This is a genomic window from Sulfurimonas sp., assembly GCF_028713515.1.
GTDB lineage: Bacteria > Campylobacterota > Campylobacteria > Campylobacterales > Sulfurimonadaceae > Sulfurimonas.
The window spans coordinates 167,146-189,067 of record NZ_JAQTOD010000002.1; the positions used below are offsets into that span (position 1 = coordinate 167,146).

General features: G+C 36.4%; 27 protein-coding genes. 2 read left to right on the top strand and 25 right to left on the bottom strand.

Annotated elements, in window-relative coordinates; genetic code table 11:
* Positions 1 to 2: 2 nt before the first annotated feature.
* The 9 genes from PHV22_RS04970 to PHV22_RS05010 form a co-directional block, all read right to left on the bottom strand.
* Positions 3 to 224: an NADH-ubiquinone oxidoreductase subunit E family protein gene (locus PHV22_RS04970; protein ID WP_295022047.1), complete on the bottom strand. Its 222-nt coding sequence runs from the start codon at positions 222 to 224 to the stop codon at positions 3 to 5.
* Positions 224 to 1,462, bottom strand: coding sequence for an NADH dehydrogenase (quinone) subunit D (gene nuoD, locus PHV22_RS04975; RefSeq protein WP_295022045.1), 1,239 nt, complete (start codon positions 1,460 to 1,462; stop codon positions 224 to 226). Before nuoD ends, PHV22_RS04970 begins: the two co-directional genes overlap by 1 nt.
* Before the next feature lie 8 nt (positions 1,463 to 1,470).
* Positions 1,471 to 2,277, bottom strand: a complete 807-nt coding sequence (locus tag PHV22_RS04980) for an NADH-quinone oxidoreductase subunit C (protein WP_295022043.1) — start codon at positions 2,275 to 2,277, stop codon at positions 1,471 to 1,473.
* Between the two features lies 1 nt (position 2,278).
* Positions 2,279 to 2,788 (bottom strand): NADH-quinone oxidoreductase subunit B family protein, encoded by a 510-nt coding sequence (locus PHV22_RS04985; protein ID WP_295022042.1) that lies wholly within the window; start codon positions 2,786 to 2,788, stop codon positions 2,279 to 2,281.
* The gene (locus PHV22_RS04990; RefSeq protein WP_295022040.1) at positions 2,770 to 3,159 is read right to left on the bottom strand and encodes an NAD(P)H-quinone oxidoreductase subunit 3; all 390 of its coding nucleotides are present in this window, start codon (positions 3,157 to 3,159) and stop codon (positions 2,770 to 2,772) included. The genes PHV22_RS04985 and PHV22_RS04990 overlap by 19 nt, the downstream gene beginning before the upstream one ends.
* A gap of 274 nt (positions 3,160 to 3,433) precedes the next feature.
* Positions 3,434 to 4,348: a rhodanese-like domain-containing protein gene (locus tag PHV22_RS04995; RefSeq protein WP_295022039.1), complete on the bottom strand. Its 915-nt coding sequence runs from the start codon at positions 4,346 to 4,348 to the stop codon at positions 3,434 to 3,436.
* Between the two features lie 9 nt (positions 4,349 to 4,357).
* A complete protein-coding gene (locus PHV22_RS05000) occupies positions 4,358 to 6,094 on the bottom strand; it encodes an ATP-binding protein (protein WP_295022037.1) in 1,737 nt (578 codons plus the stop codon).
* 17 nt (positions 6,095 to 6,111) lie between these two features.
* Positions 6,112 to 6,960, bottom strand: a complete 849-nt coding sequence (gene nfo, locus PHV22_RS05005; RefSeq protein ID WP_295022035.1) for a deoxyribonuclease IV — start codon at positions 6,958 to 6,960, stop codon at positions 6,112 to 6,114.
* Positions 6,950 to 7,423, bottom strand: a complete 474-nt coding sequence (locus PHV22_RS05010; protein WP_295022033.1) for a hypothetical protein — start codon at positions 7,421 to 7,423, stop codon at positions 6,950 to 6,952. The genes nfo and PHV22_RS05010 overlap by 11 nt, the downstream gene beginning before the upstream one ends.
* A 79-nt stretch (positions 7,424 to 7,502) precedes the next feature.
* On the opposite strand from PHV22_RS05010, the gene PHV22_RS05015 reads away from it, so the two are divergent.
* Together PHV22_RS05015 and PHV22_RS05020 are read left to right on the top strand one after the other, a co-directional pair.
* Positions 7,503 to 8,771, top strand: coding sequence for a DNA polymerase IV (locus tag PHV22_RS05015; RefSeq protein WP_295022031.1), 1,269 nt, complete (start codon positions 7,503 to 7,505; stop codon positions 8,769 to 8,771).
* A gap of 22 nt (positions 8,772 to 8,793) precedes the next feature.
* On the top strand, positions 8,794 to 9,738 hold the full coding sequence (locus tag PHV22_RS05020) for a DUF234 domain-containing protein (protein WP_295022029.1): 945 nt from the start codon (positions 8,794 to 8,796) through the stop codon (positions 9,736 to 9,738).
* Here the strand turns inward: PHV22_RS05020 and PHV22_RS05025 are convergent.
* From PHV22_RS05025 to waaA, 16 genes are all read right to left on the bottom strand, one after another.
* Positions 9,731 to 10,534 carry a J domain-containing protein gene (locus PHV22_RS05025; protein ID WP_295022028.1) on the bottom strand — a complete coding sequence of 268 codons (804 nt, stop codon included), beginning with the start codon at positions 10,532 to 10,534 and terminating at the stop codon, positions 9,731 to 9,733. The two genes, PHV22_RS05020 and PHV22_RS05025, sit on opposite strands and share 8 nt — an antisense overlap.
* Positions 10,535 to 10,587: 53 nt before the next feature.
* Entirely contained in the window at positions 10,588 to 11,433 is an 846-nt protein-coding gene (gene aguB, locus PHV22_RS05030; protein ID WP_295022026.1) for an N-carbamoylputrescine amidase, read from the bottom strand.
* A 33-nt stretch (positions 11,434 to 11,466) separates the two neighbouring features.
* Positions 11,467 to 11,784, bottom strand: a complete 318-nt coding sequence (locus PHV22_RS05035; protein WP_295022024.1) for a cupin domain-containing protein — start codon at positions 11,782 to 11,784, stop codon at positions 11,467 to 11,469.
* Positions 11,777 to 12,565: an AmmeMemoRadiSam system protein B gene (gene amrB, locus PHV22_RS05040; RefSeq protein WP_295022023.1), complete on the bottom strand. Its 789-nt coding sequence runs from the start codon at positions 12,563 to 12,565 to the stop codon at positions 11,777 to 11,779. Before amrB ends, PHV22_RS05035 begins: the two co-directional genes overlap by 8 nt.
* Positions 12,566 to 12,589: 24 nt before the next feature.
* A complete protein-coding gene (gene amrA, locus PHV22_RS05045) occupies positions 12,590 to 13,162 on the bottom strand; it encodes an AmmeMemoRadiSam system protein A (protein ID WP_295022021.1) in 573 nt (190 codons plus the stop codon).
* A 159-nt stretch (positions 13,163 to 13,321) separates the two neighbouring features.
* The gene (locus tag PHV22_RS05050; RefSeq protein ID WP_295022019.1) at positions 13,322 to 15,574 is read right to left on the bottom strand and encodes an AAA family ATPase; all 2,253 of its coding nucleotides are present in this window, start codon (positions 15,572 to 15,574) and stop codon (positions 13,322 to 13,324) included.
* Positions 15,575 to 15,697: 123 nt separating this feature from the next.
* Entirely contained in the window at positions 15,698 to 16,057 is a 360-nt protein-coding gene (gene rplS, locus PHV22_RS05055; protein ID WP_295022018.1) for a 50S ribosomal protein L19, read from the bottom strand.
* Entirely contained in the window at positions 16,047 to 16,751 is a 705-nt protein-coding gene (trmD, locus tag PHV22_RS05060; RefSeq protein WP_295022016.1) for a tRNA (guanosine(37)-N1)-methyltransferase TrmD, read from the bottom strand. Before trmD ends, rplS begins: the two co-directional genes overlap by 11 nt.
* Entirely contained in the window at positions 16,751 to 17,290 is a 540-nt protein-coding gene (gene rimM / locus PHV22_RS05065; protein ID WP_295022014.1) for a ribosome maturation factor RimM, read from the bottom strand. The genes trmD and rimM overlap by 1 nt, the downstream gene beginning before the upstream one ends.
* Positions 17,274 to 17,510 (bottom strand): KH domain-containing protein, encoded by a 237-nt coding sequence (locus PHV22_RS05070; RefSeq protein WP_295022013.1) that lies wholly within the window; start codon positions 17,508 to 17,510, stop codon positions 17,274 to 17,276. Before PHV22_RS05070 ends, rimM begins: the two co-directional genes overlap by 17 nt.
* A gap of 1 nt (position 17,511) precedes the next feature.
* Positions 17,512 to 17,742 (bottom strand): 30S ribosomal protein S16, encoded by a 231-nt coding sequence (gene rpsP, locus PHV22_RS05075; protein ID WP_295022011.1) that lies wholly within the window; start codon positions 17,740 to 17,742, stop codon positions 17,512 to 17,514.
* A 103-nt stretch (positions 17,743 to 17,845) separates the two neighbouring features.
* Entirely contained in the window at positions 17,846 to 19,195 is a 1,350-nt protein-coding gene (gene ffh, locus PHV22_RS05080) for a signal recognition particle protein (protein ID WP_295022010.1), read from the bottom strand.
* Positions 19,196 to 19,304: 109 nt separating this feature from the next.
* Entirely contained in the window at positions 19,305 to 19,763 is a 459-nt protein-coding gene (locus PHV22_RS05085) for a YaiI/YqxD family protein (protein WP_295022008.1), read from the bottom strand.
* Positions 19,763 to 20,020, bottom strand: a complete 258-nt coding sequence (locus PHV22_RS05090; RefSeq protein WP_295022006.1) for a GIY-YIG nuclease family protein — start codon at positions 20,018 to 20,020, stop codon at positions 19,763 to 19,765. The genes PHV22_RS05085 and PHV22_RS05090 overlap by 1 nt, the downstream gene beginning before the upstream one ends.
* Entirely contained in the window at positions 20,013 to 20,747 is a 735-nt protein-coding gene (locus PHV22_RS05095; RefSeq protein ID WP_295022005.1) for an RNA pseudouridine synthase, read from the bottom strand. The genes PHV22_RS05090 and PHV22_RS05095 overlap by 8 nt, the downstream gene beginning before the upstream one ends.
* Before the next feature lies 1 nt (position 20,748).
* A complete protein-coding gene (waaA, locus tag PHV22_RS05100; RefSeq protein WP_295022003.1) occupies positions 20,749 to 21,921 on the bottom strand; it encodes a lipid IV(A) 3-deoxy-D-manno-octulosonic acid transferase in 1,173 nt (390 codons plus the stop codon).
* Position 21,922: the final 1 nt, after the last annotated feature.

Below are 21,922 nucleotides of genomic sequence, written 5' to 3' on the forward strand. Positions count from 1 at the left end.
ACCTATTTTTTAGTTACGATAGTCCAGTCGACTTCGTTAAACTTTAAAGAGTTCATTAACTCATAGCCGCACTCTTTTACCAAATCAGCTGATCTTTGAATCGGCGAGAAATCTCCGATTTCAAACAAAAATATTGCAACTTCTCCTGCTTTATGAGCAGATAAAATCTCTTTCATTCTCGGCTCAAAGTTATCTTTGAGATGTCTTAAGTCATATCTTTTCATTAACGGTCAACCTCTCCAAATACGATATTTGTAGTTCCAATAATAGAAACAACATCCGGAATATAGTGTCCTGGTAAAAGGTCAGTTAAAATTCCTGTGTGCCAAAAAGATGGTGCACGAAGTTTTAGTCTATACGGATATGGTCCGCCTTGTGAGTTGATGTAAAAACCAAGTTCACCTTTTGGTGATTCAGTTGCCACATAAACCTCTCCAACTGGAGGTCTCATACCTTGTGTTACAAGAACAAAGTGTTGCATCAAAGAGTAGTTTTGTGTCATGATGTCTAACTTTGAAGCTGAGATATATTTTGGTGAATGAGCCATAAGCTCAGTTTGTCCATCTCTAACACACTTCTCATACATCTCAATTGTTTGATAAAGTATTTTAGCAGACTCTCTCATCTCTTCCATGTAGATGCGATATCTTGCGAAATTATCGCCTTTGTCTGAAAACGGCACTCTAAACTCTACTTCATCATAAAGCTCATAAGGCTCCTCTTTACGAAGATCCCACGCAACTCCACTTGCTCTAAGCATCGGTCCTGTACAACCCCATGAGATTGCCATCTCTTTTGAGATAGTTCCAACCTCTTCCATCCTCATAAGCCAGATTCTGTTTGTATCTAACAAATCTTCATAGTCTTTAATATTTGCAGGAAGCTTATCTAAGAATGTTCTTAGTTGTGAGATAAATGAGTCTTGAATATCTAATGGTACACCACCGATACGAATAGCAGAGTGCGTAAGTCTAGCACCACAATACCCCTCAATAATATCCATCAAATACTCTCTTTCGCGGAATGCGAATAAAAATACAGTCATAGCACCGATATCAAGAGCTGTTGTTGCCAACCAAAAAAGGTGAGACATAACACGGTTAATCTCTAAGAGCATCATACGAATAACTTTTGCACGACGAGGAACTTCAAGCCCTATAAGTCTCTCAACTGCAAGTGCAAATCCGTAGTTGTTTGAAGATGAAGCGATGTAATCCATACGGTCAGTTGTCGGCATAAACTCATTGTAAATCATATTTTCAGCCATCTTCTCCATACCGCGGTGAAGGTAACCTATATCTGGATGAGCTTTAACAATCATCTCTTGCTGAAGATGCAGCATCAAACGAAGTTGTCCATGAGCTGATGGGTGTTGAGGACCAAAGTTTAGAATCATCTCATTATCAACTCTGTCAAACGAAATATTTTCAAAAAATGGGTTTAATCTATTTTTTACTTGCATATTATTACCTATCTTTGAGGATCGTCAATAACGACCGAATCTTTTTTATCGAATTTTTTAATCATAAATACGCCACCATCTTCTTGATAGTTTTGAACAACTTTTGGCTCATTGCCAGTTATTTTTGTTCCTTTTGGCACTTCATGTCCAAGTCTTGCAAATCTCTCGCTGTCATATCTGTCAACTTTAGCTGGATCACGGAGTTCAGGTCCAATAGCATCTCTTGCCTCTTTGCCGTAAATCTTATCAACTTCATACCATGCAGCAAACTCATCGCCTTGCAATGGATAAGTTTTTAGAAGCGGATGACCTTGCCAATCGTATGGCATAAGGATTCTTTTCATAAACGGGTGTCCGTTAGCTTCAATACCGAACATATCAAACATCTCTCTCTCTGACCAGTCAGCAGAGCGGAAAAGTTTCTCAACAGAGTTAACAGCTTCACCTTTTTTAATAAACATCTTTATACGGATTCGTTTTCTTTTATCCATACTAAGCATCTGGTAAAAAACCTCAAATCCGCCTCTTTGTGCAATCCAGTCAATCGCACTCATCTCAGTAAGCTGCGTATAAGTCAGCTCTTTTTTCATAAGTTTTAGAACCCTGAAATTGTCCTCTGGCTTGATGTAAACAACCATCTGTCCAACTTGAATATAAGCGTCAAGAACTTCAAATTTAGATTTTATGGCCTCTAAATCTTGTGCAAAAACTTCATCACTCTCTGGTGAAAATTTTGCAACTTGTGGAGATACGAAAAATCTGTCTGTATAGTAAGCTTTTGCTTGTACATTATCTTTTGGTTTATAAGCTCTCATATTACATTAGCCTTTTTGCTTTTTGTGCTCTTGAAGCGTGATTCGCACGGATTTTCTTTTGTAACAACATAACACCATACTGAAGTGTCTCAGGACGAGGTGCACAACCGGGGAGATACAAGTCAACTGGAATGATTCTATCAACACCTTGAACAGTTGCATAAGTGTTAAACATACCGCCAGTGTTAGCACATGAACCCATAGAGATAACCCATTTTGGCTCAGTCATTTGATCATAAAGTCTTTTTATGAACTCTGCGTGTTTTTTTGTAAGTGTTCCGGCTACAATCATAACATCAGCCTGACGAGGAGATGCTCTAAAGATTGTTCCAAAACGGTCAAAGTCATAACGAGAAGCACCAGATGCCATCATCTCAATACCACAACAAGCAAGACCATAAGTCAGAGCCCAGATTGAGTTTGAACGACCCCAGTTTACAATTTTATCAATACTTGTAAGTGCAACAGGCAAGCCGCCATTTTGCGTATAATTTACTTTATGTTGTGCCATTCAAGTGCTCCTTTTTTCCATGCGTAAACAAATCCGATAGTCAATAAAAGTATAAACATCAACATCTCAGCAAAACCAAACCATCCAAGCAATTTAAAATCAACAGCCCATGGAAACATAAAAACAATCTCTACGTCAAATAGCAAGAAAAGTAGTGCAAATAGGTAAAACTGTGGAGAGATTCTGTTTGGTTGTTTCGTAACCTCTGGTCCACACTCATAAACTGATAGTTTTATCTTTTCGCTATCTTTAGCTGCTAAAGCGCGACTTGCTAAACGAGCGATGATTGTCGTTATCGTAAATGCTCCAAATGTTAGAAGGAAAAGTACAAATACACCGAAATACGGATTTGAAGTCACTATATGTTCCATATAACCCACCTTTATATTATTGTTTGTTATGCGCTAAAACGAAAAAGTGCACAACATCAGTTATTGTTCTTCTTAAATCTTTACATAATTTTAGAAAAAACAGTTGGGCGGAGTATAGCAAAAAGAGCTTTAAAATTATAAAAAGTCTCTATTTCAAGTGCTATGCTGTTACAAATCACTACATATTTTTTAGATTAGGTTACCCTTGTGTGTCTACTTGAAACAACCAACCATGAGCAAATGCCTAATGTTTACAAATACCGTGCCGACAAAATTATTTTTTAGGTTTTGATTTAAATATCTTCTCAACCCAACCAGCTTTTTTTTGCTCTTTATTTTGAAGAATGGCAGGTTCTATTAAGGTTTTACCCTCTTTTTGGTTCCACGCTCCCATCCCACCATTTAAAACTCTAACTTTGTATCCTAAATTTGCAACTCCCATGGCGCCCGCCATAGCAAATTGACCATTTTCACTAACCAAAACAATAGTTGCTCCATCTGTTAACTTTGGCATTAACTGGATTTTATCTCGTGAAAATAGCTGAGTCATAGGAATAAAAACGGCTCCTCTTATATGCCCTTTTTGAAAATTAGCAGCTACTCTTAAATCTATAATTTTAATTTTTTCACCCTTTTCTATCCAAACCCTAAGTTGTTCTGGTTCTAAAAGCCATGTCGTTGGATTGTTCGTGCTACTAAAGAGTTTCGCTGTTGCTTCGTACATACAACTGTGTCCTTCTATTGGGAATCCTTTTTTAATCCATCCAGACTGTCCATCTTGAAACCAATAAACACTCACATATCCTATCTGTGCCGCTACTTCGGAAGCTTTATATGATTTCCAACAATTTTCTCCTTCGCAGTAAAAAACAATCGGAGTGTTTTTATCTTTCGGAAGAGCAGACCAGTCAAAACTATCATCTTCTATGTGATAATCTATACTAGGTCTTGAACGCTCAGTAAAAGGCAAAAATTGTGCTCCAGGAATATGTCCTCCAAAATAGTAATCACTATAATTGTCTCTTACATCATAGACAATACCGCCACTTTTTTGTATAACTTGTATATCCTCAGCAGCTGCTAGTCTTGTGTTAAAAGGCGACACATCTGGTGTAGACACCTCTTCACTTGCCGTTGCAAATGTGTTTAAAAACAGTAGTGCAATTGTAACTGTTAAAAAATATTTCATTTTCTATCCTTATTTATTCAAAAATCCCATTGATTTTTCACTGTCAAAAGAGGCATCTTTCTCTTTTTGTATCTCTAATTTAAAATCATCCAAAGTAAAAAGAGGATTTTTTCTAACTGCCACCCTATATGCTGTGTTTTTTATAACCAAATTTATCTGTCCGCCAGTTAGGGCGTAAGTTGCTAGCTCATCAACACTAAAATTCTCTTCAAACGGCGCATTAACTGGAAGCATCTTTTTCCAAAGTGAGAGCCTCTGCTCTTGATTTGGTTTTTTAAACTCTATCTTGTAATTAAAACGGCGTGAAAAAGCTTTATCTATGTTTTCAAGCAAGTTTGTCGTAGCTATCAAAACGCCTTTAAACTTCTCAATCTGTTCTAAGAAAATATTTTGCATCTGGTTGTGCATCTGATCGGCTCCAGAGGTAACACCGCTTGAGCGAGCGCCTAAAAATTGGTCCGCTTCATTTAGCAAAAGTATAGGTTCTGACTTTGTTTTCTCACACAAATCGCTAAAAGTATCAAATATTTTACGAACATTTTTCTCACTCTCGCCGACATACATCGACAAAATCTTTGAACAGTCAAACGCCAGAACTTCTCTTTTTAGAGATTTTGCAAGCGAATACGCCGTCATAGTTTTACCAGTTCCAGCGGCACCATAAAAGATAATTCTCGCGTCAATACCGCTTTTTTTATCCTTGATGCCCCAGTGAGCAAGTCGGTTAATAACCTCTTTATCAAGCTGTTTCATAAGGTTACCCAGCGTCTCTTGTGTCTCTTTTGCCAAAACAACATCTGTGAGTGAAGTTTCAGGCTCCACAAGCTCAAAAATATCCTGCTCTTGGATAAGTGTATTTAATTTTATACGACGAACTTTTTTATTTTTTTGCGGATGGATTATGCTGTGAAGAACCTCATCAACTATATAAAAAGCTCTTGAAATGCCACCAAAAGGGTTTAGCATCTCTTCATAATCAATTATCCCATCATTTATAAGATTTGAGCCATCCTCTAAAAGTGAACGATTTTTGATTCGCTCATACTCATCAAGCGAAATTAGCTCTATAAGCGAGTTCATATCGCGAAGAGAGGCATCTGTGGCGCTATACTCCTCGCGAAGAAGTGCCAAAAATATAACCTGCTCTTTTGTGCTCATCTTTTTTTGCTTGAAAAATTTATCCAAAACAAGCTTTCCAGTCGTTTGTGCCACGCGCTCTTCTATCCTCTTTTCAAGGAGTTGAAGTTTTTGCTGCATCCTATCAATTCCTAAAGAATGTTCATGAACATTTTGACGAATCGCACTCATTTTTTGATATAAATCAATACGAAGAAACTGATCTTGAAGATACTCTAAATGGTCAGAATATGGCTTAATATCCTGAAGTTCACTCTCTGAAGAACCGTCTTGCAAAATCTTTAAAAGAGATGGGGAAAGCGCAACAGAACTGTTTAAAAGCTCGAGCGGTGTTACTTCCGAAATCTTGATAGGATTAAAACTCTGCTGATGAATCCAACCAAGCTCTAAAAGAATCTTAAACTCTTGAAGATGCTTAACAAAAGCATAATTTTTATCCCCATAAAGCTCTTTTAAAAGCTCAAAAATCAGTACATCATCATCACCACTCATATATCTCTTAACCAAAGCTTGAAGCAATAATGCCTCTGATTTGCTACATTTCAACTGAGCAAAAATAGTAGATTTCTCTACATCTTTTGCCTCTAAAAAATTTATTAATATTTCCAAAACTATATCTCTCTTTTTTATTTCTCAAACGAATAAAGTAACTCTATCTCATCTTTCCAAATTGTCTCATCAATCGTCTCTAGTATAAGCGGAATGTCATTCATTCTATCATCATTCATGATAAATTTAAATGCATCAAGGCCTATTTCACCTTTGCCTAATGAGTTGTGTCTATCCACATGAGACTCAAATTTTGCTTTTGAATCATTTATATGCATCCCCATAAGGTACTTAAACCCAACAATTTTATCAAACTCACTCCAAGTTGCGTCGTATGTTTCTCTTGTTCTTATATCGTAACCAGCGCTAAACATGTGGCAAGTGTCGATGCAGACTCCAACACGGCTTTTGTCCTCTATCTTATCTATGATTTGTGCTAGATGCTCAAACTTAAAGCCAAGGTTACTGCCCTGTCCTGCGGTGTTTTCAATAACTAAGCTAACTCCACTTGTTTTATCAAGCGTAGTGTTCATGGCATCGGCGATTTTAGCCAAACACTCATCTACACTGATTTTTTTAAGATGGCTTCCTGGGTGAAAGTTAAGTCTATCAAGCCCCAAAAGAGAACATCTTTGAACCTCATCTAAAAAAGCTTCCATAGATTTTTCCCTTCCCTCACTCTCAGGATGCCCTAGATTTATAAGGTACGAATCATGAGGGAGTATATGCTTTGACAATATACCACTATGCAACAGCATCTCTTTAAACTTATCAATAGTCTCACTATCAAGTTCTTTGGCGCTCCACTGTCTCTGGTTTTTAGTAAAAAATGCAAACGCTTTTGCACCGATTGCCTCCGCGTTTGCTATGGCATTAAAAACTCCACCACTCGCACTTGTGTGTGCTCCAACAAATTTAGCGCTCATTCAGATCCTTTATTTGAAAAATTATACTGTTCTTTTTGTCTTTAAAATAGACTCCATTTAAGTCCACCCTGTATGTTATCTCAACGCCACTCTCAGCTATAACTTGCTCAAATCCACCATCTTTTTTCTGGATATTTTTTCCACCATAAATAGGCTGAGATAAGATTATATTTTGCAAAATATCTAATGGGTAGTTTTTGTTTAGATACTCTTCGTTAAATGCACCCTTACTCATACATCCGCTATTTGTGCAAATCACATGATTTAGCGTAAAAGTCTGAATACTCTTACCAGCAATAAAAAGTTCAAGTTCTATCTTGTTTTTGCTACTTCGCACATATCCAACATCAGAAAATTTAATCTTAGGTGATTTTATAGTGATGATTTTTGTCTTAGTAATCTCGTAGTTTTTGGTGCTACATGAAGTAAAGAGAAGAGCAAAGATTAATAAAATATATTTCATAGCCGAATTATAGCAATTATATTCTTGACAATTTGTCATACTTTTTAGAGTTTTTTTAAATTTTATCTACAATCACTTTATGAAAATACATATAGATATAGATTGCTTTTTCGTTAGTGCTACTCGCATAAAAGAGCCTTCTCTTGAGGGCAAGGCTGTGGCTATTGGTGGGCGGAGTGATACGAAGATATTTGATAGTGAATCAAAAAATCAGAGTGTAAATTTTGAGAACTCTGGCTCTTTTGTGCCTACTTTTTATAAGGCTTATGAAGAGAGAGACGATATAGACGCTTTTAAAGACGCTGATGGGCGAGTGCGAGGCATACTTACAACTTCTAGTTATGAAGCCAGAAAGTATGGCGTAAAAACAGCTATGAGCATAAGAGAAGCGCTAACTCTCTGCCCTCATCTCATTATAAAAGCGCCAAATATGTCGCTTTACCAACAACTCTCACATGAGCTCCACGAGTTTTTACAAACTAAAATTCCGCTAGTTGAACAAGCTAGTATTGATGAGTTCTATGGGGATTTGAGCGGTTGGGTTGAGGACTCTGATGTGCCTAGTTTTATAGCTGCGCTAAGGGATGAGATAAAGAGTGTTACTAAACTCCCAGTTTCCATAGGTGCCTCAAAAACCCGCTACATAGCAAAACTCGCTACAACCCACGCAAAACCTTATGGATGCAAGGTTATTTTTGAAAATGATCTGAAAGGTTTTATAGAGAAGATTCCAGTTGGAGCATTTGCAGGAATTGGCAAAAGCATGAAAGAGAAACTCCATAGCGCGCAAATCCATACACTTGGGGAACTCAGCAGAAGAAGAGGAACTCTGGAGTCGTGGGGACCTTATGCAAAAGAGCTTTATCTTAGAGTTAAGGGACAGAGCGATGATGAAATCTCAACCAAACATATACGAAAATCCATAGGCATATCAAGAACATTCGACCCACTGTTTGAACGAACTGAACTTAGAAGAAGAGTCCATGTGCTCGCTCGTCATCTTAATTATGCTATTTTGAGGCTCAAAGTAATCCCAACTATTTTTAGTCTCTCCTTAAATTATGAGATGTGCCAAAAATCACATAAAAACATCTCTCTTTGCGAAGTTTTTACAGAGAAAAAATTTGACTCATTATGTCTAAAGCTCTTCAGCGACGCTGATATACATAAACGCCTTCATGTTATTCGCATAAGTATAAACTGCTCAAGTTTTACAAGAGAGTCAAGAAAAGAGCTCTCCCTTATTGGTTTTGAAGATGATCAAAAAATGCACAGGCTAACTAAAGAGTCTCAAAAAGTTAGAGAAAAGTATGGCATCGACATGTTAAAGTGGGGGAGTGAATTGTAATAAATAATGGTAGAATATAATTATGTTAAAGCAAACTCTTCTTAAGCAATTTCGCTCATTTTACTTTAAAAATCCTATCGACGATATGGAAAATCTCATTGAATATTTTTCTGTATTTGGTGGTTTGGATTGGACGATTAACACTAGTGAACCGATTGAGCAACTGATAAAAGAGCATATTTTACATAACTTTGACTCTCTTAGTATAAAGATAGATGAGATAATACTAAAAAAGAGAGAGAACAGAGCGTTGCTTAGAGCTTTTGCAGTTGGAAACAGAGAGATATTTTCCGCTTTCAACAGAGCTGGACTTAATAACGCAAATGGTGGAAGTGCCCTTAACTATCTGCAAGAAAAAGGGATTTTACAGATTGAGTACTCAAGAGAAGAGCCTGCTAGAAGCCTAAACCCACATGGCAAACTAAAAAGAGAGGTTGCAAGACATAGGATCTCACATAAAGTTCTCTTTTGTATCCCATTTGTAAGATTTTGGTTCTATTTTATCTATCCTCACACAAAAGAGATAGCGGTTGGTAAATATGATAATTTTTTAAGAGAATTTAAACTGCAACAGTACAGTTATGCGAGTCTAATTTTTGAAGAGCTCTCAGAGATTTTACTAAACTACCACCTAAGGGATTCACAAATCCTTAGTAGCGGTAGTTATTGGGATGCAAATATCGAGATAGATATACTCACGATAACTGCTGATGAGAAGATATATGTTGCAGAGTGCAAGTGGCGAAACCATCAAGTAACCAAAGTAGAGTGGCTGAAACTACTTCAAAAATGCGAACAACTAGGCATCAAGCCAACGCAAATCATTCTTTTTTCAAGAAGTGGTTTCTCCAAGGAGCTGGCGCAAAATCAAGGAAGCGAGCTTGCACTCTATGATGCAAAGGATTTTATAGCTCTTTTAAAAAATATAAAAGAGGAAGAACTTATAGAAGATCAGTTTTTTAACTAACTACTCTAAGCGCTTCGTATGCCTCTTGTAAAAGCTGGAATTTTTGTGTGTAGTGTTTTATCATATATGGCTCTTCATGAATAATTTTATCTGGATGATAAACTTTAACTAGCTTTTTATAACTCTTCTTTATCGCATCTTGACTAGCCCCTATTGGGCACTCAAGAAGCGCATAAAAAGAGTTTTTTTTATCCTCTTCGTCCTCTTCAAAGTAATCTTTAAAACTATATTTAGTAAATTCGCTATAGAGTTTACTCATAAAATGATTATCATAACTATATTGGATTTGATAGTGCAGAATATGCCGTTTATCTAAAGCTCTTTCTAGTCTGGCCTTTGAGTTAAAGTCTGAGACATCAACGACCAAAGAGATGTCAGTTCCTCTTTCAATATATAGATTGAGTTGCGAGCGAAGGTAGTTGATAACCCAAGAATTAGGGGAGTTTAGGGTGATTAGAACTGTATCTTTATCGTACGCATAAAGATTTACTTTAACAATCTCTGGCTCTTCAAGTCTGTTTAGTTCAATCCTTATAGGTTGATTTCCAAATTTAAGCATTGAGCGCAAAAAGAACTCATGAGAGAAGTCATGCTGGGCTGCGTGGTATTGGCTCAGTTGGTTTATAAACTCTTCTCTTGCACCCTGAAGCGTCTCATTTCTAAAAACAAGTACCGCCCTTGGCAAAAATAGCATACCTCTTGAGTGATGGTTTAAAAAGCTCTTCATCCAGATCGTATTTAAAGCATAAAAGTCCGTAGTTATAACAATGAGATTGTTTCGTAATACAATTTTCATATATCTCTAACCTTGAGTTTTTTTTAATTTAAAGCAAGATTAGTTCCAGTTGGTTATTTACAGATAACCCCATAAGCATCTGGGCGTCTATCTCTTATAAGTCCCCAATAATGCCTCTGTTTTTGGTTCTCTTGTATATTGATGTCCGCATAAATAATCTCTTCTTTATCTCTTGATGCTTCTGCAATTTTTGCACCCGCATAATCCGTTATAAAAGATGAACCATAAAAATTAAGACTACAAGAAGCGCCTTTTTCCTCGCCGTATCTATTTGCAACCACAACTGGAACAGTATTTGTAGCCGCATGACCCATCTGAACCCTCTGCCAATGCTCTTTAGAGTCAAGATGAATCTCTGGCTCACTTCCAATCGCAGTAGGATAAAAAATAATTTCCGCTCCCATGAGTGTCAAAGCCCTCGCAGTTTCACAAAACCACTGATCCCAACAGATGCCAACACCAATTTTAGCATAAGCAGTATCGTAAACTTTAAAACCGCTATCTCCAGGCTTAAAGTAGAACTTTTCCTCATATCCAGGACCGTCTGGAATGTGAGTTTTGCGATAGTTATCCATAACCGAGCCATCAGTATCTGCGACAACTAAAGAGTTAAAATAACCCTCTTCACTCTTCTCAAAATAACTGATAAGCAAAACAATTTTTAGCTCCTTTGCTAAAGTTGAAAATCTCTCTATAAGCCTATTTCCATCTCGTGGAGCCGCCCATGAAAAATATTTCTCATCCATATCTTTACAAAAATATAACCCTTCAAAAAGCTCAGGTAAAAGCACTATTTGAGCGCCATTTTTCGATGCTTCTCTTACTAATCTCTCAGCTTTGTTTATATTCTCATCTTTGTTTTCACTCATGCTCATCTGAATTGCGCTAACTTTAACCATCTGTTGCCTTATCTGTTTTTTTCGTATTTTACTCTAATAATGTACCGCGAGCCAAATAGTCTGTGTATCTGGCTTCGTCCATGAAACTCTATGTTTTTTATGTGCCAAAATATTTAAATAATCTCCCGCCATTAACCTAATATCGCTCTCATCTTGAAATGAAATAACGGCTTCACCTTTGAGTAAAATCACCCACTCATCGCTGTTTTGGTCATACCATTGAGATTCTGGCGTAGTGTGCCCAAAAGAGACAATTCTCTCGATTTTTACTCCGCCTTTAGAGGCGAGTTCTTCAAATAACTCATCTTGTAAAGTCGCTGGAATCAACTCAAATATATTTAATTTACTCATAAAAACAGGCACTCACATATCCAACAACTCTCTTCTCATCGCCACTTGCATCAGCGCTAGTTCTATAATCAAGAATATGTGATTTCATTTTTAGTTTTTTTGCACTCAGTAAAACTGCCTCAATACCGATTTCTCCGCAAGCTTCACAGCCGTTATGGAGCATTTTTATATCCAACTGTTCTATGGCTGACAAGCAGATATTATCAAGTTTGTTGGCATCTTCAAGAGTGTAAAAATGACTTAAATCCGTACTTATGATGACTCCAAAATCTTCTTGTTCTAAGATAAACTCTATAATTTTAGAGAGTTCACTGGCGTCCATACGAGAGTAAACGAGTTCAACAATCTGCACATCCGCGATGTAATGTTTTATAAACGGAAACTGAACTTCCGTGCTATGTTCAAAATGTGCGCCACTTACACAGCCAAGAGAAAATCTATCTTGAAGCTTTTGCGCCATATTTTTGTCCGCTTTAATATCTCCAAATGGAGTCTCATAAGAGTCAAAATCACACAACGAAATGCCAAGAAATGCAACTCTGTGCGATGGTCCGATAACAACAAATTTTTTAACACCACTTTTTTGCAAAACTCTATACGCCACATTTGCCGTATATCCTGAGTAAATATAACCAGCATGAGGAGCTATAACAACCCTACTTTTGATTTTTACTAAAGTGCTATCTTCATCATACGACGCACTAAAATGCTCAAAATATCTCAGTAGCTCTGCACTCTCTTCCGGATAAAAACTACCAGCCACACTTGTTTTTCGCTTCATGTTCGTACTCCTTAAGTTGTAAAACTACAGAGAAAGTATCTCATCAAAATTTTTCTCTATGGCATTAACACGGTATCTATAGATGGTTGGATGCTCTGCATAAATAGATGGATTTGCGCCAGCTTTTAAACTTAGGTGCTCTAAAAACAGCTCAGGAGTCGGGAGTTGTTCCCAAACTTGAGGCAAAAAAGTTCCTTGATGCACACCATGTTTTAGTATCAGTCCATCAACTTTCGGTGTTACTTTTTTGACTAAATCATAAAAATTATCATACTCTAAAACTTCAGGATTACTCAAAACAGAGACTTCGAGTCCAATATGCGAGAGTTCATCTGCGCTTAAAGGTCTAAATCTAGGATCACTAAATGCCGCAGAGAGCGCGTTATAAATGATATCATCAAACAGTCTTCTATGCGCGACAACAGAGCCTATACATCCACGCAGACTATTATCGTATTTCAGCGTCACAAAAGCAGCGCCATTCTCGCTTAGAAATGGATAATCTTTTAAAACGCTATCACTATCAAAATTATAAGAGTCATCAAACTCACCCATTATCGCACTTTTTGCAACTCTTAGCACTATAGCATCTAACATAAAGTACCTCTTTTATGAAAATATTTTTAGAAAACTATTTAAGCTTTTGTAAAACTAAAAGAATTAAGCAAACAATTCTGCAGCTAAGCGAAACCTTAATGAGAGTGTTTTTTAGTTTTGCAAGAATATTATAGATTTTTGAATATAAGAGATTGCTTTTTATAACTCCAACAAAACAGTATCTCGTCTTGTTATTTCAAACTTTTTACATCCGCTCTCAAAAGCACCACTCTCGCCAATTACGATGCACTTATGCTTAGCCCTTGTGATTGCGGTGTAGATTAGTTTTGTATTGTGCATAATGAAGTGCGTAAAACTCATCGGCATCACAACTATATCGTACTCCATGCCTTGGACTTTATGGATGGTTAGCGCGTACGAGAGCATCAGATGTGATTTTAGCTCCTCAAACTCATAAACAACAACGACATCTTCATTTGGATAAAAGACGAACGCTTGTTCATCATCTTCATCTATCTTAAACAGAAGTCCGCTCATCCCGTTAAATATGCGTCTTTGTGCCGAATCTTCGCCATTTTTGTAGCCCTCCGCACTCCATGAGTTCATGTTTTCATTTTTTGTATGAACAACTTTATCCATCAGCCTAAACTCCGAGTCACCATTTTTTACAAACTTTTTTGGGTTTGGATTGAAGTACTCTTGCAGTATTGTGTTTAGATTGTTTGAACCGAGTGTACCATTTTTCATAGGCGTAATGACTTGAAAGTAGTTTAAATACTCTTTTATCTCTCTGTTTTTCAGCCTATATCTCGCTTTTTCTATATGTTCTAAGACTTTATGGAGCATTTCTGCAACAATTGCTTCAGAGTTAGCTTCCCTTAAATCTCTAAGCTCATCATTCGAGAGCTGGTTTTTCAAATAGTGATAATTTTCTATATTTACATCAATAAACTCAAAATCCTCATAAGCTTTTCTATACTCTGGCACTTGCGCTATTCGTATGTCATTTGCAATCAGAGTTATCGCCTTATCTTCACTTTGCCTGTAAATTTTTGTGAGCTTTACAGTTGGACAAAGATCTAGAGTTAAAACATCGCTAAGTACATTTCCGGCACCAATTGGAGGGAGTTGTGCATCGTCACCAACTATTATAAGTATGGCATTTTTGTCTATTTTTACCGCCAATTTTGCAAAGAGAGTTGAGTTAATCATCGAAGCTTCATCAATCAAAACAACGGCGTATGGGAACTTATCTCTATCTTCAAACTTAACCAAAAGTGACTGGATAGTAGCACTCTCAAAACCCGTTGTATCCGCAATCCTTTGAGATGCGATGCCACTTAGTGCGCACGCTATTATCTCTTTGTCATCATATTTTGTACTTAAAAGTGTTAGGATGCTCTTTGAGGTTGTGCTTTTTCCAGTTCCTGCGTATCCAACCAAAAAAAGTATTGAAGTGCCATTGTTAATTGCAACAACCGCCTCTTTTTGCTCATCACCAAGAAGAAGTTTGTTTGTCTTTAAGAACTCATCCAGATTCTCTACAAATCCGCCACTGTCTCTCTTTGCTCTTGTTTTAAAATCATCATATAAAAATTTCTCAGCATTATAGAGTCTTGCTGGAGAAACTCTGTCGTTTTTCATCAAAACGATGCTTTGGTTGGCAACCATTTCAATTAAAATAGACTCATAAATATGCGTTTTATCACTAAAAGTTAAAAGCTCGTCAAGCTCATGAAAAAGCACACTCTTTTTAACACAAGAGTTTCCCTGTTGCTCGCAATAACTAAGTAGAACAAAATCCATAGCAGAAGCTATGCGGTTTTCATCCTCTTTTTTAACTCCCATCTTTAGAGCCAATTCGTCAGCCCTTTTAAAACCAATCTGCTTAATTGAGGTTAAAATATATGGATTGTTTTTTATCTTAGCACAGGGATCTTCAACATCTCTCATGGCGGTTGCAATGGTCGTTAAAAGCGCGGCAGAGACATCATAAGGAGCTAGAAACTCCCCTATATTTCTCATAGAGCGAAACTTTTTCCATGATGACTGAATCTGTTTAAGCTTTTTCTCTTTGATACCTTTAAACTCTAAAAGTTTTTCTATATCATTGTCGAGTATTTCAACTAACTTTTCATTGCCAAAATGCTCAATAAGATCAGTTGTTAGTTTTTTTGTAAACCCTTTTACAATGCGGTTGAGGAAGAAAAAAAGTTGATTTTGATTTACTTTTATATGTTCAAACTTAAACGATTTGCCATACTTTTTATGCTCTTCCCAACGCCCTTTTAGCGTTATGGCTGAATCCATCAAATGAGAAACACTGCTCTCAAAGTAAGTTCCGCTGATTTTATCACCACTCTTTAGTACAGCTATAAAAAATCCATTCTCTTCAAAGAGAATTTTATCAATCTGACCTATAAGAGTTTCGTCTGTTTGCTTGTTGCTCAACTGTGATTTCCTAAAATAGAGAAATATTTTGGCTTTAATTTGTAGAATTTAGTTGATTAATTTTTAAGGGGAGTCTTTATGATTTTGAGAAAAGCCATAAAAATATGGCTATAACTTAGAAGATTATTTTCTTCTAAGTTCTTTGATACGAGCTTTTTTACCAGCAAGATCACGAAGATAGTATAGTTTCGCACGACGAACACGACCGCGACGAATAACTTTTATCTCTTCAATTGAGTCAGAATAAAGTGGAAATATTCTCTCAATACCAATACTATTAGCACCAATTTTACGAACTGTAATCGTTTGAGCCGTACCTTGACCTCTCTTTGAAATACAAACACCCTCATAATTTTGAACACGAGATTTTTCGCCCTCTTTAATTGTTACTGCTAAAGAAACTGTGTCACCTGCACGAAATTCTGGAATAGTTTTTCCAGCAATTTGAGCTTTTTCGAAATTTTCAATATACTTATTTCTCATAAGATTTCCTTCTTCTGTGCTTTAAAAGCTGCTCTGGTCTAAAGAACTTAGTCTTACATTCAGATAGAGCTAATTTTAGTGAGCGAATTTTACTATGATTACCCTTTAAATATTCTGATGGGACTAAACTATTCTCATATTCTGCTGGCTTTGAAAAAGATGGTGCTTCTAAAATATTTGATTCAAAACTCTCTATAATCAAAGAATCACTATTTCCAAGAACACCTTCTATATTTCTAGATATTGCATCACACATAACAAGTGAAGCCAGCTCTCCGCCAGTTAAAATATAATCCCCAATAGAGAAAACTTCATCAGCAAAATTTTCTATAACCCTCTCGTCGATGCCCTCATATCTTCCGCTCACAAAAGCGATATGAGATTTTTTTGCTAATCTTTTTGCATCATTTTGATTAAATTGTTTTGCAACGGGAGTTAGAACAACTATATGTACATCTTTATCAACTGATTTTAATCTGCTAAGTGTTTCAAATAACGGCTGTGGGTTCATAACCATTCCGGCTCCGCCACCGACAGAAGTATCATCTACTTTGTTCTGCTTTGAGTTGCTAAAATCTCTTGGATTGATATATTCTACAAATAGGAGGTTATTTTGAATTGCTCTTTTTAAGATGGAATCTCCAAAATAGCCCTCAACGATATTTTGAAACAGTGTTACAAAAGTGAACTTCATTAAGAAGCCTCTAAAATATCCATAGCGCCGGAAACTGTCATAATCTTCTTTTCTACATCAGTTGCCAGAACAAAATTCTTATGATAAGGAAGTAGAAAACTTTTAGTAAATCCACTATCAACTAGCGTTTTATCAGTTTTTATAAAAAGATAATTAGTAATTGCTATTCTTTCAACATTCTCAACAACACCTAAAACTTTACCATTTTCAACAACAGTACAACCTTCTAAGTCAAACCAAAAAAATTCTCCATTCTCTAAATGGCATTCTTTTCTTGTTTTCTCAATTGTTGTATATAGATCTTTGTTTGTGAATTTTCTAGCACTCTCTGGATTGTCAAAACCTTCTATTCTTATAAGTGTTTTGTCGCCATTTACATGACTTAAAGTTATGCTCTCTTTTTCATTTAGAGAAAAAGTTGCACCAGATATAAATTGTTCGGGGAAATCAGAGTGTATATGGAGTTTTAAATCGCCCTTTAAACCGACTGTTTTGCCGATTGTAGCGATGTAAATAAGTTTGTTAGATTGTTTCGACATTGATACGGTAGCTAACACCATCCTTAGCTTTACAACCAGAAATAAGTGTTTTTATAGCACCAATCATTTTGCCCTCTTTGCCAATAAGCTTACCTATGTCAGCTTGATTTGCAAAAAGTAAAATTTCAGTAACTTCGCCGCTCTCTTTAACTTCTACTCTTACATCATCAGGATATGAGACTATAAGTTTTGCAAATTGTGCGACAAAATCAGATATCATATTAACGACCTGTTATCTTTTTAACGCGGTCACTCATTTTAGCACCAACACTTAGCCAGTAATCTAAACGCTCAGCGTCAACTACCAAAGTTTTCTCAGCTACCATTGGATTGTAATGTCCAATTAACTCTATCCAACCACCATCTCTTCTTTTGCGAGAATCTGTTACCGCGATACGGTAAAAAGGTTGTTTTTTTCTTCCCATTCTAGTTAAACGAATAACTGTTGCCATTTTTTTTCCTTCTCTGCGCAAGTCATATTTCAACTTGCTGTATATATTAGATTTTGCATTTAAATGCAAATTTATAAACTTCTAAAAGCATATAGATTTGATTTTATCTGCCTTGAAATGCTCCAGCACCGCCCATTTGACCCATCATGGCTTGAAGATCTTTCATACCATTTTTACCTGAAAACCTTTTTGCCATTTTACCGGCATTTTTAAACTGCTTTATCATACGGTTAATTTCAACCAAATCAAGACCGCAACCATTGGCTATTCTCTGCTTGCGAGAGTTGTTTAGAAGTTCTGGATCTTCTCTCTCTTTCAATGTCATTGATGAAACCATGGCTTTGATATTTTTTAGTTCGCTTGAATTTTCCATATCAAAATCTTTTATTGCTTTTGACATATTTCCCATACCTGGAATCATTCCAAGAAGCGATTTCATGCTTCCCATCTTCTTCATACTTTCCATCTGCTCTAAAAAGTCATTGAAGTTAAAGCTACCTTTTTTTATCTTAGAGGTGAGTTTTTTTGCCTGCTTTACATCGATAGCGGAAGCTGTTTTTTCTGCAAGTCCTTCAATATCTCCAAATCCCATAAGACGATTTACAACACGCTCTGGCAAGAAAATCTCTAAATCTTCCATCTTTTCGCCGCTACCAATAAAACGAAGCGGAACCTGAACTTGTGATGAGAGACCAAGAGCCACTCCACCTTTTGAATCACCGTCGTATTTACTTAAGATAACTCCGTCAATCCCAATTTTTTCTTTAAATGTAGTTGCAGTTTTGATGGCATCTTGACCTGTTAATGAGTCTGCTACATAAAAAATCTCGTTTGGAGTTGCAACTCTTTTAATATTTTCAAGCTCACTCATAAGCTCATCATCTATAGCTAAACGACCAGCTGTATCTATCAAAACAACATCATATATGCCATCTCTTGCTTTTTTTAGAGCAGAAGCTACAACCTCTACAGGATTTTTTGTGCTCTCATCCTCATAAAGCTCTACGCCAATTTGAGCTGTAATCTGGCGAAGCTGTTCAACTGCTGCTAAACGCTGTAAATCGGCTGCAACTACTAAAACTTTTTTCTGCTTATTTTTTAAGTAGTTTGCTAGTTTTCCAGTAGTTGTTGTTTTACCGGAACCTTGAAGTCCAGTCATCAAAACTACAGTTGGAGGATTTGGAGCAAAAATAAAGCCTCGCTTTCCACCAATTTCTAAAAGTTCATAAAGTCCAGCTCTGAGCGCATCTAAAAACTGATCTTTGCCAATTCCATTTAGTTTTGTTTGTGTTTGAACTTTGAGTACTAGTTCTCTAACAACTTTATGGTTTACATCTGCTTTTAAAAGGGATTTTTTTAGCTCATCAAGAGCCTTAGTAAGGGCTTTTTCGTCGTCATGAAAACGGATTTTTCTAATTGCATTGGTAAAAGAATCCGTTAATACATCAAACATAAGCTCTCCTAATTTTAAAATATTTATAGCGTAAAAAGTTGCGAATTGTAGCCGAGAATTGCTTTAAGTTCGCTTTAAAGATTGGTAATACCAAGCTCAACTATCTTAATCAGCTGAGTTTAGTATAATATTTTTCTAGGAATTTATGCAGTTGATTTGCGAAATTATGAGCATCTTTTTGAGCAAACGGTTTTGGTCCTCTTGTTGCCTCTCCGCTTTCGCGAATTTTTTCCATTAAATTTCTCATTGCCAGATACTGTTTGATATTTTCAACACTATAAAGTTCGCCTCTGTGATCAATTGCGTGTGCTTTTTTGCTTACAACTCTATCCGCAAGAGGAATATCTGCTGTAATAACTAAGTCTCCCTCTAAGACAAGCTCCACAATACGGTTATCCGCCTCATCTGCGCCCTGCTCTACGATTATATACTCTATCTGTTTTGATTTTCCAACGCTTATTGGTTTGTTTGAGACAACAAATGTCTCTATTTTTACTCTCTCGATTGAGCGAATAATTATGGGTTTTAGCAGATTGGGAAGCGCATCGCCATCAATAAAAAGTCGCATCAGCCAACAAGCTCTAATTTTTTAATTTTAGAGAGTTTTTTTATAGCGATTTCTCTCTTTGATGCACTGCTTTTATCGTCACACTTCTCGGAGTATAAAAGCTCAACTGGTCTTCTTGCTTTAGTGTATTTGGCACCTTTTGGCGAACCGTTATGCTCATCCACTCGCCTTAGTAAATCCACAGTTATTCCAGTGTACAGAGTGTTGTCACAACACTTCAAAATATAGACAAACCAGTCACTCTCAAGGCTACTCAAAGCTTATAAATGCCTTTGGTTCTGGCGCTGTAAACTCCATTCCGAGAATTCTTACTTTATACGCATGAAGCATAACTCGCTTTGCTCGTCTGCCTCCGTACTGCTCATCTCCAACAATTGGATGCTCGATATATCTTAAGTGAGTTCTAATCTGATGGGTTCTTCCATGATGGATAATACATCTCACTTTTGTCTTGTTTGCGCTTACAATATCTGGGGTTACTTCAGTTCTCGCAGGTTTTCCTTTACTTGAGACATTTGATGTTGCACGATTATTTTTTTTAGTTGTTAGAATCGGTTTATCGATTTCAACAGGCTCTGAGATAATTCCCTCGACCCAAGCTATATACTCTTTATAAACTCTATCTTTTTTAAACTCCATTATAGCTTTTTCTCTAAACTCTTCATTTTTTACAAGCATCAAAACACCGCTTGTCTCACGATCAAGTCTATGCAGAAGCTGTGCGCCTTTGAATTGTCTCTCTATCTCATCAGAGTTCACAAAAGCAGGTTTATCAACTACAATTAAGTCACTATTTTCAAAAATAGGTTTAATTTTTTCTACTTTTTCTACTTTAAATGTTGTATCAACACTCAAATCACCACGAGCTATCATAACTTTTTTATTGCCAACATAAACCAATCCGCGGTCTATCATGGACTTTGCTTCAGAATTTGAGATTCCCTCTTGTATTGCCAATAACTTATATGCTTTTTCTTGTGTCATTTTAATTCCTTAATTCTAATATTCTCTTTATCACTGGAGCTAGATTTATCTTCTCTTCCACCATGCTGTTTGGCAAATTCTTTGCTATTATCAGAGCTTTGTGAATCTCATCTGGCTCAACATATTGAACATGGTGGACATACTTAAAAAGCTCTCTTTGGTGAAAAAAATGCTTTCCTGTTATTATTTTACATCCAAAAAAAGCTGGCTCTAGCGGATTGTGTCCGCCTACATCATCTTTAAATGCACCGCCTAAAATTGCTATATCACTAATCGCGTAGATATTATTTAACTCGCCCATGGCATCAACTAAAATCATATCTGTTTCAAACTCTCTACTTTGAGAAAATTTACTTAATGTTAGAGCATTTTTTTGTGCATACTCACTCATAAGCTCAAATACTTTTTTAAATCTCTCTGGATGTCTTGGAACTATTACCAATTTTGCATCATAGAGTTTTCTGTACTCAACAAATGATTTTAAGACACTCTCTTCTTCGCCCTCATGAGTGCTTCCAGCAACAATCAACTCACTCTCTGGCTTTGTATACTCTTTTGATTTAACGATTTCACCAGCGAGTTTAATGTTGCCAATAACCTCAATATTTCTAGCTCCAAGAGCAATAAAACGATTTTTATCAACTTCGCTCTGTGCATAAATTATCTCTACTTGAGAGAGAATTTTTTTATAAAACCAAGCAAATTGTAGATATTTTTTTACACTCTTCTCAGATATTCGAGCATTTAAAAGGATAATTCTACTCCCCTTTGCTCTCATTACACTAAAAAGCATAAACCAAAATTCCGCCTCGAGCACCACAAGAACTCTCTGTTTTTTGGTCCAAAATGGCAAAAACATCTCATAAGGCAGGTATCTAACTTCGGCACTGTATTTTTTTGCTTCAGCTTGTCCGGTGTGAGTTATGGTTGTTATTTTTATCTCACTATCACGAAGTTGCTCCAAGATAGGTTTTAACGCTCTAGCTTCTCCAAGTGAGCAGACATGAAACCAGATGCCATCACCGTTTTTAAACCTAGAATTTTTAAAAAGAAAAAAACGAGCAGGGATTGATTCTTTGTATTTTTGTTTAAATGAGAGATAAATCAGAAGAGGAAGCGCTATAAAATATAACGCAACACTCAAGATGAAATAGAGAAGTGTAAAAGGCTTCAAG

Bases quoted from the DNA above. Each gene is read 5' to 3' on its own strand.
- PHV22_RS04970 (WP_295022047.1), bottom strand. From the start codon at position 224: ATGAAAAGATATGACTTAAGACATCTCAAAGATAACTTTGAGCCGAGA.
- nuoD (WP_295022045.1), bottom strand. From the start codon at position 1,462: ATGCAAGTAAAAAATAGATTAAACCCATTTTTTGAAAATATTTCGTTT.
- PHV22_RS04980 (WP_295022043.1), bottom strand. From the start codon at position 2,277: ATGAGAGCTTATAAACCAAAAGATAATGTACAAGCAAAAGCTTACTAT.
- PHV22_RS04985 (WP_295022042.1), bottom strand. From the start codon at position 2,788: ATGGCACAACATAAAGTAAATTATACGCAAAATGGCGGCTTGCCTGTT.
- PHV22_RS04990 (WP_295022040.1), bottom strand. From the start codon at position 3,159: ATGGAACATATAGTGACTTCAAATCCGTATTTCGGTGTATTTGTACTT.
- PHV22_RS04995 (WP_295022039.1), bottom strand. From the start codon at position 4,348: ATGAAATATTTTTTAACAGTTACAATTGCACTACTGTTTTTAAACACA.
- nfo (WP_295022035.1), bottom strand. From the start codon at position 6,960: ATGAGCGCTAAATTTGTTGGAGCACACACAAGTGCGAGTGGTGGAGTT.
- PHV22_RS05010 (WP_295022033.1), bottom strand. From the start codon at position 7,423: ATGAAATATATTTTATTAATCTTTGCTCTTCTCTTTACTTCATGTAGC.
- PHV22_RS05015 (WP_295022031.1), top strand. From the start codon at position 7,503: ATGAAAATACATATAGATATAGATTGCTTTTTCGTTAGTGCTACTCGC.
- PHV22_RS05020 (WP_295022029.1), top strand. From the start codon at position 8,794: ATGTTAAAGCAAACTCTTCTTAAGCAATTTCGCTCATTTTACTTTAAA.
- PHV22_RS05025 (WP_295022028.1), bottom strand. From the start codon at position 10,534: ATGAAAATTGTATTACGAAACAATCTCATTGTTATAACTACGGACTTT.
- aguB (WP_295022026.1), bottom strand. From the start codon at position 11,433: ATGGTTAAAGTTAGCGCAATTCAGATGAGCATGAGTGAAAACAAAGAT.
- PHV22_RS05035 (WP_295022024.1), bottom strand. From the start codon at position 11,784: ATGAGTAAATTAAATATATTTGAGTTGATTCCAGCGACTTTACAAGAT.
- amrB (WP_295022023.1), bottom strand. From the start codon at position 12,565: ATGAAGCGAAAAACAAGTGTGGCTGGTAGTTTTTATCCGGAAGAGAGT.
- amrA (WP_295022021.1), bottom strand. From the start codon at position 13,162: ATGTTAGATGCTATAGTGCTAAGAGTTGCAAAAAGTGCGATAATGGGT.
- rplS (WP_295022018.1), bottom strand. From the start codon at position 16,057: ATGAGAAATAAGTATATTGAAAATTTCGAAAAAGCTCAAATTGCTGGA.
- trmD (WP_295022016.1), bottom strand. From the start codon at position 16,751: ATGAAGTTCACTTTTGTAACACTGTTTCAAAATATCGTTGAGGGCTAT.
- rimM (WP_295022014.1), bottom strand. From the start codon at position 17,290: ATGTCGAAACAATCTAACAAACTTATTTACATCGCTACAATCGGCAAA.
- PHV22_RS05070 (WP_295022013.1), bottom strand. From the start codon at position 17,510: ATGATATCTGATTTTGTCGCACAATTTGCAAAACTTATAGTCTCATAT.
- rpsP (WP_295022011.1), bottom strand. From the start codon at position 17,742: ATGGCAACAGTTATTCGTTTAACTAGAATGGGAAGAAAAAAACAACCT.
- ffh (WP_295022010.1), bottom strand. From the start codon at position 19,195: ATGTTTGATGTATTAACGGATTCTTTTACCAATGCAATTAGAAAAATC.
- PHV22_RS05085 (WP_295022008.1), bottom strand. From the start codon at position 19,763: ATGCGACTTTTTATTGATGGCGATGCGCTTCCCAATCTGCTAAAACCC.
- PHV22_RS05095 (WP_295022005.1), bottom strand. From the start codon at position 20,747: ATGACACAAGAAAAAGCATATAAGTTATTGGCAATACAAGAGGGAATC.